The organism is Sphingomonas sp. Ell38C01, from assembly GCF_055231975.1.
In genome coordinates this window covers 1,102,499-1,113,935 of the sequence record NZ_JBUYVA010000001.1, presented here as the reverse complement: position 1 = coordinate 1,113,935, position 11,437 = coordinate 1,102,499, and the positions used below count along the sequence as shown (strand labels likewise).

The window sequence follows — 11,437 nt, the reverse complement described above, 5'->3', positions numbered from 1 at the left end:
CCGATCCGCATAGATTATGCCGCCCACCCCCGCCGCGCCGCCGAAACAGGCATGGACCTCCCCCCGCACCGGCGTAGCCTGCCGCCATCCTCTCGCCCAAGGTCGACCCATGCGCCGCGCGCCCAGAACCCTCCCCAAGATCCTCACGATCGCCGCCCTCCTCGCCGCCACCCCCGCCCTGGCGCAGACCCGGCCCGCCCCCGCCGCACAGGCCCCGATCGCCAACCCCCACACCGGCACCTTCAACGGCAAGCGCATCGCCTACACCGCCGCGATCGAACCCTTCGCCACACGCGACCCCGCCGGGAAGCCCGCCGCGACGATCGTCGCCATCTCCTACGTCGCGAAGGACGCGACGCCCGATCGCCCGGTGCTGTTCGTCTTCAACGGCGGCCCGATCGGCCCCTCCTCGATCCTCCACATGGGCGCGTTCGGCCCGAAGCGCGTCGCCATCCCAGACGACATCACCGCTCCCCCGTCGACCTTCCGGCTGGTCGACAATCCCCACACCCCGCTCGACGTCGCGGACATCGTCTTCTTCGATCCCGCGGGCACCGGGTTCAGCACCTTCGCCCCCGGCGTCGATCCCAAGACGCAATTCTCGATCGCCGCCGACGCGCGCCAGCTCCAGCAGCTTGTCGTGGAGTGGAGCGCCGCGCACGGCCGCACCGCCGCGCCCAAATATCTCGTCGGCGAAAGCTATGGCACGATGCGCGCGGCGGAGGCGGCGCGCCAGTTGCAGGCCTCGGGCACCCCGCTCGCAGGCGTCGTCCTGCTCGGGCAGGCGCTCAACATCATCGAGATCGCGCAGCGCCCCGGCAACATCGTCAGCCCGGTCATCTCGCTCCCCACGCTCGCCGCGATCGCGTGGGAGCATGGCAAGGTCGATCGCCGCGGCCTTACCCTCCCCGCCTTCGCCGCCGAGGCGAAAGCGTTCGCCGACACCGACTATCTCGCCGCGCTCTACCGGGGCAACACCGCCCCCGACGCCACCCGCCGCGCCGTCGCCACGAAACTCGCGGGCTTCACCGGCATCGCGCCCGACTACTTTCTCACCCACGACCTGCGCATCGCCAAGCCGACATTCCAGAAGACCCTCCTCCCCGGCCAGCGCCTCGGCACCAACGACGCGCGCTATGCGGGCCCCGCCGACGGCCCCGACCCGTTCGACATCGTTCCCGCCGCCTACACCGCGCAGTTCGCCGATTATCTCCGCCGCGACCTCGGCGCACGCGCGCCCTATGTGCAGGCCAATCCGGCCGAGGCGGGCGGTATCAATGGCTGGGGCTGGGGCGCAAACCTCTCGCCGTTCGGCGACTGGCCGTACCCGAAGGCCCTTGGCGAAGTCTTCGCCGCCAACCCCGATTTCCGCGTGCTCGTCGGCAATGGCTGGGCAGACACGCAGACGACGGTGGGCGCGATGGACTATCTCGTCGCGCAGGCGGGCTGGCCGATGGACCGCGTCCGCACCGCGCGCTACCGTGGCGGCCACATGCCCTACACGATCGAAGCCAGCCTCGAGGCCTTCACCGACGACGTCCGCGCGATGGTGACGAAGGCGTGGTGATCCTCGCCCTCCTGCTCGCGGCGGCCACCCCCGCCATCACGGACGCCGCCTTCCTCGCCCGCAACGCGCGTGCCGCGGGGGTGAAGACGATCCCGTCCGTCCAGTACCAGATCCTCGATTCCGGCCCCGCGACCGGCACCAATCCCGCACGCACCAGCGCGGTCAAGATCCGCTACACCGGCCGCTTCGTCGACGGCACCGTCTTCGACACGTCGGAGGGCAAGGGCGACGGCCCGAATGCAGGCACCGCGATCTTCCCCGTCCGCGGCGTCATCCCCGGCTTCCAGGCCGCGCTGATGCTGATGCGTCCCGGCGATCGCTGGCGCGTCACCATCCCCCCCGCGCTCGCGTACGGCGCCACCGGCCACAAGCTGTCCGGCCGCGTCCTCGTCTTCGAGATCACGCTGATCGACCACGCCGAACTGCCCCCCGCCGCCCCTCCGACGATGACCGAACTGCCCAGGCGCTGACGTATATCGACACCAATCCCGTCACCCCGGACTTGATCCGGGGTCCCGCTATGCGTCTCGAGTGCCGCGTGACCAAAGCGGGACCCCGGATCAAGTCCGGGGTGACGATCTGCCCTAAACCCGCGGCAGCGCCGCCAGCAGCCGGTCCACGTCCCGATGGTCGTTCTGCACCGACGGCGTCACGCGGAACCGGTTCGCGCCGATCGTCAGCCGCACCTTCGCTGCCTTCATCGCCTCGGTGAGCTTGCCGCGCGCATCCGCCAGCACGCACGTTACGATCGGCGTGGTCGCTTCGGGCGGCGTCATCAGCGGATAGCCGCGCCTGGGCAGTTCCACCTTCAGCCGCGCGACGAGGTCCTGCGCATGACGCTGGATCGCGGGCACGCCCAGCGCCGCGATCCGGTCGAGCGAATGGCCCAGCTGCGCGATCACCGCGTGGCTGTGCGTCCCCAGCGCGAACGCCCCCGCCGCATCGGCGCGGAACGCATAGTCCGCGACCGTCGCACCCGGCGGGTCGAGCGGATAGACGTGCGTCGCGAACTCGGACATCCCGTAATAGCCATAATTGGTCCGCTTCAGCCGCGGCAGCACGTCCTTGCGGACGTAGAGGAACCCGAGGCCGAAATCCCCCATCAGCCATTTGTAGCTCGCGCACGCCGCGAAATCGACGCCGCTGGCGTGCAGGTCGACGGGCACGCACCCCGCCGCATGGATGATGTCGGCATAGACCAGCGCGCCCGCCGCATGCGCGATATCGCACACCGCCTTCAGGTCGTGCTCGAACCCGTTGACCGTCGAGACGAGCGACAGCGCAACCAGCTTGGTCCCCTTGCGCACCGCCGCCTGCATGTCCGCAAGCCGGATCCGCCCGTCCACCGGACGCACCCACGTCACCTCGCACCCCCTGCGCGCCATTGCCTCGTACAGCGGCAGCGATCCGAAGAAATGAAGCGTATCGGTCACGATATGCCCGCCGCTTTCGGGCAAGCCCAGCGCGCGCAGCACCATCTGCTCGCCCGCGGTGGTGCTCTGGACATAGGTGATCTCGCCCGGATCCGCGTTCACCAGCCGCGCGAATTTCGCGATCGCGCCGTCCTCGTCGAGTTCATAGGCCTGCGCCGCCGGATCGAGCGTCCGCTTCGCCAAATACGCCTCCACCGCCGCCCGCGCGCCGAGACTCACCGGATGCACCGATCCGTTGTCGAGATACGCCAGATCGGTCGCCGCGAACCCCGCCCTGTCGGGCAGCGCGGGCGTCTGCGCGCCCGAAACCCGCGTCGCGAGTGGAAGCGCCGCAGCGGCGGCAAGGTACTGGCGGCGGTTCATCATGGTCATGCGCCAGGATAGCGCCCCCCGCGCCGCCAAATCCATGCGAACTCACCGGGAATATCGAAAGGAAAATGCGCGCGGGACGGGCTAGGGCCAACGGACTACGCTCACTTCCGTTCACACTGAGCCTGTCGAAGTGCTGCCCTTCTTCTCACCCGTCAAAAAAGCGCGGTACTTCGACAGGCTCAGCACGAACGGACGGAAAGCGGCACGACACGATCGAGCACAGGCCCAAACCCGATGCCCCAAACCCCCATCGCCCCCGACGAACCCCTGTTCGCCCGCCTTAAAGATCACGTCGCCGACGGCCTCCTGGCGCTAATGCTCGCCTATCGCGCCGACCCGCGCGCGACGAAGCTCGATCTCGGCATCGGCGTCTACCGCGACACCACCGGCATCACCCCGGTGATGCGTGCGGTGAAGGCCGCGGAGCGCGTGCTGGTCGAGACGCAGCCAACCAAGGTCTATCTCGGCGTCGACGGCGACACCGGCTTCGTCGAGCGCCTCGCCGGAATCCCCTTCGGCGCGAGCCGGATGAAGGACCCCCGGCTGGCCGGCATGCAGACCCCCGGCGGCACCGGCGCGATCCGCCTCGCCGCCGAGCTCGTCGTCGCCGCCAATCCCGCGGGCACCGTCTGGATCGGCGACCCGACTTGGGCGAACCACGTGCCCATCGTCCGCGCGGCCGGCGCGCGGATCGCGATGCACCCGCTGTTCGACCCGGCCACCCAGACGCTGCGCTTCGCCGACATGCTCGCCGCGCTCGACACCGCCGCGCCGGGCGATGCGGTGCTGCTCCACGGCTGCTGCCACAATCCGGCGGGCGTCGATTTCACGCCGGACCAGTGGCGCGCGATCGCGGACGTCGTCGTCCGCCGCCGCCTCCTCCCGATCGTTGACCTCGCCTATCAGGGCCTCGGCCGCGGGCTCGAGGACGACGCGTTCGGCACCCGCTTGCTGTTCGACCGCGCCGAGGCGCTGGTCGTCGCGTACAGCTGCGACAAGAATTTCGGGCTCTACCGCGAGCGGACCGGCGCGCTGTGGGTCCGCGCGCCCGACACCGCCTCGCTCCCCGCGATCCGCGCGACGATGCGCAACCCCGCGCGCGCCGCCTGGTCGATGCCCCCCGATCACGGCGCGGCAGTGGTCCGTGTCATCCTCGAGTCGCCCGATCTCACCGCCGACTGGCGCGCCGAACTGGAAACGATGCGGCTGCGGATCGCCGACCTGCGCACGCTGCTCGCCGCCGCGCACCCCGCGCTCGCGCTGCTGACGAAGCAGACCGGCATGTTCGCGATGCTGCCGGTCGATCACGCCGCGGTCATGGCGCTCCGCCGCGACCACGCGATCTACATCGCCGACGACGGCCGCGCGAACCTCGCCGGGCTCGACACCGACACGATCGGCCGGCTGGTCACCGCACTGGCGCCGTACCTCCCCGGCTGAGCGCCCCGACCCTCGGGGGCCTGCCGATCCGCCCTTGCGCAACCGTGGCGATCGGCACACCTGTACGCGCACACCACCGGAAGCGGCGATCCACGCCGCCCGGTCGACAGGAGACGCGCGCGATGAGCGATACCTATACCCCGCCCGAAATCTGGACGTGGAACAAGGACAATGGCGGCCGCTTCGCCAACATCAATCGCCCCATGGCCGGCGCCACCCACGACAAGGACCTGCCGGTCGGCAAGCATCCCCTGCAGCTCTATTCGCTCGCCACGCCCAACGGCGTGAAGGTGACGGTGATGCTCGAGGAGTTGCTCGCCGCCGGCCACACCGGCGCCGAATACGACGCGTGGCTGATCCGCATCAACGAGGGCGACCAGTTCTCCAGCGGGTTCGTTGCCGCGAACCCCAATTCGAAGATCCCCGCGCTCGTCGATCGCAGCGGCGACACGCCGGTCCGCGTGTTCGAATCGGGTGCGATCCTCGTCTATCTCGCCGAGAAGTTCGGCGCGTTCCTCCCCACCGACCCCGCCGCGCGTGCGGAGTGCCTGTCGTGGCTGTTCTGGCAGATGGGGTCGGGGCCGTTCCTCGGCGGCGGGTTCGGGCATTTCTACGCCTATGCGCCCGTGAAGATCGAATATGCGATCGACCGCTTCGCGATGGAGGTGAAGCGGCAGCTCGACGTGCTCGACCGCCGTCTCGCCGAAAGCGAGTATCTGGGCGGCGCGGACTATACGATCGCCGACATGGCGGTGTGGCCGTGGTACGGCGCGCTCGTGAAGGGCGTGGTCTACGACGCGGGCACCTTCCTCCAGGTGCAGGATTACAAGCACGTCCAGCGCTGGACCGACCAGATCGCCGCACGCCCCGCGGTGAAGCGCGGGCGCATGGTCAACCGCGTGATGGGCGATCCCGCCAGCCAGCTCCACGAGCGTCACGACGCGAGCGACTTCGACACCAACACGCAGGACAAACTCGCTCCGGGGCCCACGGACGCGCAGGCATGATGCGCCTCTACGACAGCCGCCGCGCGCCCAATCCGCGCCGCGTCCGCTGGGTCATGGCCGAAAAGGGCATCGACGATATCGAGATCGTCCAGCTCGACGTGTTCAAGGGCGAGCACAAGATGCCCGACTATGTCGCGCGCGCCGGGCTCGCCAACGTCCCCGCGCTGGAAATCGACGACGACACGACGATCACCGAATCGATCGCGATCTGCCGCTATCTCGAAAGCCTGTACCCCGAACCCAACCTGTTCGGCCGCGATGCGCGCGAAACCGCGGTGATCGAGATGTGGACGCGTCGCGCCGAGATGCTGCTGTCGACCCCGCTGATGCTCTCGGTCCGCCACGCGCACCCCGCGCTCGCCGCGCTCGACACGCAGGTGCCCGAGATCGCGTCGACCAACGCCGCCACCGCCACCCGCGCCATGAAGGTCTTCGAGCGCCGCCTCGCCGAAAGCGCGTTCATCGCCGCGGACCGCGTGACGATCGCCGACATCGTCGCGATCACCGCGATCGACTTCGCGCGCATGGTGAAGTTCGCCCCCGATCCCGCCCACGCCAACGTCACCCGCTGGATCGAGACGATGCGCGCACGCCCCGCCGCGGAAGCCGGGGTGTAATCACGCCCCCGCTCGTCATCCCGGCGAAAGCTGGGATGACGTCGGGACCGTCGCGCTCCTTCACCCGAAAATCCCGGCCCGCGCGGGGGTGACCCTCAAACCGTCCCGCTGAACGGCCCCGCGATCGCCCGGTCCGCCATCCCCCGCGCATCGACGCTCCGGAACCCCCGCACCCGGTCGAGCGAATAGCCCACCCCCGCCGGCAGCCGCATCCCCGCGAAGTCCGCATCCGCCACGTCGTCCAGCCGGATCGCCGCGCGCGCATCGGGTGCCGCGGTCGCCACCTCCACGCCGCGCATCACCAGCCCGCGCGCATGCCGCACGAAGAATCCGGTCGCGGGCAGGTCACCGAACATCGTCGCCTCGGGATAGCCCAGTTCGTTCTCCGCCGGGCGCAGCGCCGCCATCGCCGCGGGCGCGCCGCCGACATGGTGGAAGTGGCTGTCGCTGATCCGCACGTCCTCCACCGGGTGCCCGTCGAGCCCGGCGATCACCGACGGCAGGATCGTCGCGTTCGAGCTCACGACATTGTCGATCGCCACCCGCCGCAGCGTCCCGATCGCGCGCCCTGCCGGCCCGCGCATCCGCTTGCCGAGCCTGAGGAAGATCGGCGCATCGACGATCCCGCGCATCGTGATATTGCTTACCGCCACGTCCTCGATCACGCCGCCGTCGACCGTCTCGAACGCGAGACCCCGGCTGTCCTCGAAGATGCAGTTCGTCACCGCAATGTTGCGGAATCCGCCGTTCGATTCGGTCCCGAACTTGATCCGCCCATGGATCTTGGGCGCGAAGCTGGCGGGCATCTTGCGCCACGTCCCGTCGATCACCGACCCGACGACATAATTGCCCGCGACGAAGCACCCGGTGATCGTCAGGTTCTCGGTCACCCGCGCCTCGCCCAGCGCGAAGCTGCTCTTGGGGCAGATCGCGTCGTCCCACGGCGCGTTGACGGTGCAGTTGCTGACGCGCACGTTGCGGCAGCAGTCGATGTCCATCCCGTCGCGGTTGGTGTCGATCACCAGATTGTCGATCGTCAGCGTGTCGACGCCGGTCGCGAGCAGCGCGAACCACCCGCCCTCCAGCACCTTGAAGTCGCGAAGCACCACGTTGCGGCAATTCTTCAGCGCGATCGCCTTGTTGCCCGTCCCCGGCCCGGTCGGATCGGACAGCCAGTTGTCCTTCCCGTCACCGCGCCCCAGACCCTTGCCCCAGATCAGCCCCGGCCCCAGGATCGCAACGTCGTGCAGCCCCTCGCCCCAGATCAGGCTGTTGCGCCAGTGGCTGTGGCCGAAATCCTGATAGCTCGCATAGGACGCGTCGATCGGCTCGGCATGGTCGTAGCCGCGCGTGCCCGGCGCCGCGGCCAGAATCGTCGCGCCCTGCTCTAGATACAGCGTGATGCGGCTCTTCAGCCGGATCGTGTAGCAGGCATAGGTGCCCGCGGGCACGTACACCGTGCCCCCGCCCTTCGCCGCGACGTCGTCGATCGCGCGGTTGAACGCGTCCGAATCGATCGTGCGGCCGTTGCCCTTCGCGCCGTAGCGCCGCACGCTCCGCCACCCTTCGCCCGCGGCATGCGCCGGCAAGGCGGCCATCGCCGCCAGCGCGGCCCCACCGACGATCAGCGCGCGCCTGTCGAACATGACTTTCCTTTCCTCGCCCCCGAAAAAGACGGGAGGCACGGTCCGTAACACCCGTGCCTCCCGAGGGGGGAACCGTTAGAACTTCAGCGTCGCGCCGAGGAAGAACTCGGTGCCCACGACATCGTAGGTCGCCGAGAAGGTGTTGGCGTTCGGCCCCTGCGTCGTGATCCGCGGATCGGCGTTCAGGACGTTGTTCGCCCCGCCGAAGATCTGCATCCCCTTCACCAGGTCATAGGTGAACGACAGGTCGAAATAGTTGCGCTCCTGCAGCTTGGGATAGACGAGCCCGCTCAGCAGCGGCGTCGCGGCCGATCCCTGCCGCAGCGGCACCAGGAAGCGGTCGGTCGTCACCGGACCGATATAGCGGTGGCGCACGCTGAGGCCGAGGTCGCCCGAGTTCCACGTCACCCGCGTCGTGCCGCGCCAGCGCGGCAGCGGCTGGCCGCACGTCGTCCCGAACGCGCCCGCGCACTTGTTGACCAGCGTCGGGAACGCCGCGACCGGCGTCGAATCGAATTGCGCCAGCCAGGTATAGTTGGTGCCGATGTCGATCGTGCTCGTCGGCCCGAACCCCGGGATTCCGAACCCCAGCGGCAGGCGATAGCGCACCGCGAAATCGACCCCCGACGTCTTCAGCCTCCCCGTATTGGCGTTGCGCACCTGCACCGCGAACGGCTCGTTGATCTCGCCGGTCAGCGTGTTGCGCTGCACCGCGCGGCAGAACTCGCTGCCCGCATTCTGGATCACGTTGTAGCACAGGTTGAGGACGTTCTGGAGCCCGCCACCCAGCGGAGCGATCGCCCCGCCCAGCGAGATGTTGAAGTAATCGACGCTTGCGAACAGCCCCGGAATCCCGCGCGGCGTCAGCACCACGCCTGCGGTATAGGTGTCGGACACTTCGGCCGCGAGGTTGGCGTTGCCGCCCGAATCCGCCGGGAAGAACGCGTTGGGCTGCACCGCGTTGGTGAACACCGCCGCTGCGGGCACGCCCGTCGCGATGCACAGCGCGCGCACCGCCGCGGTCTGCTGGACGGCCGACGCGCGGTTGGAGCACGGATCGGTCGCGGTGATGAACGAGCGGCTCGATCCGCCGAACAACTCCGCCACGTTGGGCGCCCGGATCGCGCGCTGGTACTGCCCGCGCAGCGAGATATCGCGCGACACCTTCCAGTCGAGCCCGCCGAGGTACGTCCACACCCCGCCGATGCCCTGGAGGTTGTACTTGGAATAGCGGAACGCGCCGTTCGCGACGAGGCTTTCGATCAGCGGCGTATCGTGGATCAGCGGCACGCGGATCTCGCCGAACACTTCGTTGACCGAGGTGCTACCGCTCGTCGGCAGGCCGGGGTTGAACCCGACGACGTCGCCCGACGACAGGAAGGTGTCGGGCGAGAACACCGCATTCGCCTTGCGCCACTCGTACCCGACCGAGAAGCCGACCGGCCCCGCGGGCAGCTTGAACGCGGTGCCGGTCAGGTTGGCCTGTGCCACCTGCTGCTCCGCGATCGTCGAGTTGGTCGCGCCGATCGAGATCGCGCTGACGCACGCCGCGGACACGTTCGCGCCGAAGATGTTGCACACCGGCGCCGCCCCGTTCGCCGACAACAACGCCGCCTGCAACCGGCTCCGCGACACCGCATTGCTCAGCCGCAGCGTGTCCTCGCTGCGCGCATAGGTGTAGTAGACGTCGTACTTCAGGTCGGTCAGCGCGTTCTCGGACAGGTCGCCCAGATTGCCGCGCAGCCCCCAGGCGCCGCGGAACACGTTGCGCCGCTCGCTCGCGAAGCGCGGCCCGTTCTCGACATAGCGCCGCCCCGCGGTCAGCACCGCGAGCCCGTCGCCCGCGGTGGTCGTCCGCGAGGTCGTCCCGCTGGCGACGGTGATCGTCCCGGTCTCCGCCAGGTCGAGCTGGCGGAGGACGTTCTGGAGCGCGGGCGTCAGGTACGGATTGTTGACGTTGAACAGCGTCGACGTGCCGACATTGGTCGGCGCCAGCTGCGCGTTCACGACGTTGTTGGAGTAGTGCAGCTCCATATAGCCGGTGATCGACTCGTTGAAGTCGTAATGGCCGAAGCTGTTTATCATCCAGCGTTCCTGCGGCTGGATCAGATAGTTGAACGGCCCCAGGTTGAAATCGTCCTGCGGAGTCAGCGCCGGGCGCGCCGCGGTGCCGCCGTCGTTGAACGTGAACCCGCGCGAGCCCAGCGCGCTCAGCCCCGCCGCGGCATAGGCCGCGTTCAGGTTGGCATTGCTGCCGCCTGCCGAGGGAATGCCCGAGAAGCGCCCGTTGGGGATGTCGCCGCTGCCGCCCGCCACGAAGCCGAGCTGCCCGCCCGCCGCGGTGCAGCCGGTGGTCGAGGTATTGGCCGCGAACGGCGTGCCCGCGCGCGTCGCACTGCCGCTGCCCGGCACCACGCAGCCGTCGACCAGCGAGTCGAACGCATAGCCGCCGCGCTGCCCGCGCGTGATCGCGCCGCGCTTCAGATAGTTGCCGGAGACGACGAGGTTGCCCTTGTTCTCCGCGAAGTTGCCGCCCAGCGTCAGGTCGAAATTATACACCGGCGTGCCCGTCGGCCCGTCCATGTTCAGCTGCGCGCGGCCCTCCACGCCCTCGAAATCGTCGCGGATGATGAAGTTGATGACGCCCGTGATCGCGTCGGAGCCATAGACTGCGGACGATCCGCCGGTGACGATGTCGGTGCGCTGGACCAGCGTCGACGGAATCGTGTTGAGATCGGTCACCTGCTCGGGGCCGAAGATCGCGAAGCGGCGGCCGTTGACCAGCACCAGGTTGCGCGTCGATCCGAACCCGCGAAGGTTGACGTCGGCATAGCCGCCGGGAACCGTGTTCGACGTGGCGCTGCCCAGCGCGGAGCCGACCGCCTGCGGGATCTGCGCCAGCGTCTTCTCGACGTTGACGTTGCCGGACAGCTTGATGTCCTCCTGCCCGACGACGTTGACCGGGGTGGAGGCCTGGAAGCCGTTGCGCGCGATACGCGATCCGGTGACGACGATGTCGCCGTCGGTGCTCGCGGCGGCCTGCCCGTCCGCGCTCGCCGGGGTCGCGTCCGCGGGCGTCTCCGCATCCTGCGCCGCAGCGGCCAATTGCGGCGTCGTCTGCGCGAACGCCGGCGCAGCCCAGATCGTTGCGCCCAGCGCCGCGATCATCGTCGTCCCCAACAGCCGCTGACGCCGGCCCGCGATGAAGTCCTTCATGCCATCCTCCCCTGTGGAGGCGCCCGCCGCAGCGAACGCCGCTCCCGTTGTTTCCCAGACCCCGGCGGGTTTCCCCGCTCTCGTTCGACCGCTCCATGGGAGCGGTATCATTTACGATTGTTCCATCATGTGGAACGAG

The 11,437-nt window shown here is 69.2% G+C and carries 8 protein-coding genes; 5 read left to right on the top strand and 3 right to left on the bottom strand.

Annotated elements, in window-relative coordinates:
* Positions 1-109 precede the first annotated feature (109 nt).
* Positions 110-1,567: a S10 family peptidase gene (locus ACV7NO_RS05280; protein WP_463404971.1), complete on the top strand. Its 1,458-nt coding sequence runs from the start codon at positions 110-112 to the stop codon at positions 1,565-1,567.
* On the top strand, positions 1,564-2,037 hold the full coding sequence (locus ACV7NO_RS05275) for an FKBP-type peptidyl-prolyl cis-trans isomerase (protein WP_463404970.1): 474 nt from the start codon (positions 1,564-1,566) through the stop codon (positions 2,035-2,037). The genes ACV7NO_RS05280 and ACV7NO_RS05275 overlap by 4 nt, the downstream gene beginning before the upstream one ends.
* Positions 2,038-2,151: 114 nt before the next feature.
* On the opposite strand, the gene ACV7NO_RS05270 is transcribed toward ACV7NO_RS05275, so the two are convergent.
* The gene (locus tag ACV7NO_RS05270) at positions 2,152-3,372 is read right to left on the bottom strand and encodes an aminotransferase class V-fold PLP-dependent enzyme (RefSeq protein ID WP_463404969.1); all 1,221 of its coding nucleotides are present in this window, start codon (positions 3,370-3,372) and stop codon (positions 2,152-2,154) included.
* A gap of 234 nt (positions 3,373-3,606) precedes the next feature.
* Here ACV7NO_RS05270 and ACV7NO_RS05265 point away from each other — a divergent pair, with 234 nt between their 5' ends.
* The 3 genes from ACV7NO_RS05265 to ACV7NO_RS05255 all read left to right on the top strand — a co-directional run bounded on the left by ACV7NO_RS05265 (position 3,607) and on the right by ACV7NO_RS05255 (position 6,436).
* Positions 3,607-4,812 carry an aromatic amino acid transaminase gene (locus tag ACV7NO_RS05265; protein WP_463404968.1) on the top strand — a complete coding sequence of 402 codons (1,206 nt, stop codon included), beginning with the start codon at positions 3,607-3,609 and terminating at the stop codon, positions 4,810-4,812.
* A gap of 122 nt (positions 4,813-4,934) precedes the next feature.
* Entirely contained in the window at positions 4,935-5,819 is an 885-nt protein-coding gene (gene yghU, locus ACV7NO_RS05260; RefSeq protein ID WP_463404967.1) for a glutathione-dependent disulfide-bond oxidoreductase, read from the top strand.
* Positions 5,816-6,436, top strand: coding sequence for a glutathione S-transferase family protein (locus tag ACV7NO_RS05255; RefSeq protein ID WP_463404966.1), 621 nt, complete (start codon positions 5,816-5,818; stop codon positions 6,434-6,436). The genes yghU and ACV7NO_RS05255 overlap by 4 nt, the downstream gene beginning before the upstream one ends.
* A 95-nt stretch (positions 6,437-6,531) precedes the next feature.
* On the opposite strand, the gene ACV7NO_RS05250 is transcribed toward ACV7NO_RS05255, so the two are convergent.
* Together ACV7NO_RS05250 and ACV7NO_RS05245 are read right to left on the bottom strand one after the other, a co-directional pair.
* A complete protein-coding gene (locus tag ACV7NO_RS05250; RefSeq protein ID WP_463404965.1) occupies positions 6,532-8,082 on the bottom strand; it encodes a rhamnogalacturonidase in 1,551 nt (516 codons plus the stop codon).
* Between the two features lie 75 nt (positions 8,083-8,157).
* The gene (locus ACV7NO_RS05245) at positions 8,158-11,298 is read right to left on the bottom strand and encodes a TonB-dependent receptor domain-containing protein (RefSeq protein WP_463404964.1); all 3,141 of its coding nucleotides are present in this window, start codon (positions 11,296-11,298) and stop codon (positions 8,158-8,160) included.
* Positions 11,299-11,437 lie beyond the last annotated feature (139 nt).

Coding starts and splice junctions, on each gene's coding strand:
- ACV7NO_RS05280 (WP_463404971.1), top strand. CDS start 110: ATGCGCCGCGCGCCCAGAACCCTCCCCAAGATCCTCACGATCGCCGCC.
- ACV7NO_RS05270 (WP_463404969.1), bottom strand. CDS start 3,372: ATGACCATGATGAACCGCCGCCAGTACCTTGCCGCCGCTGCGGCGCTT.
- ACV7NO_RS05265 (WP_463404968.1), top strand. CDS start 3,607: ATGCCCCAAACCCCCATCGCCCCCGACGAACCCCTGTTCGCCCGCCTT.
- yghU (WP_463404967.1), top strand. CDS start 4,935: ATGAGCGATACCTATACCCCGCCCGAAATCTGGACGTGGAACAAGGAC.
- ACV7NO_RS05255 (WP_463404966.1), top strand. CDS start 5,816: ATGATGCGCCTCTACGACAGCCGCCGCGCGCCCAATCCGCGCCGCGTC.
- ACV7NO_RS05250 (WP_463404965.1), bottom strand. CDS start 8,082: ATGTTCGACAGGCGCGCGCTGATCGTCGGTGGGGCCGCGCTGGCGGCG.
- ACV7NO_RS05245 (WP_463404964.1), bottom strand. CDS start 11,298: ATGAAGGACTTCATCGCGGGCCGGCGTCAGCGGCTGTTGGGGACGACG.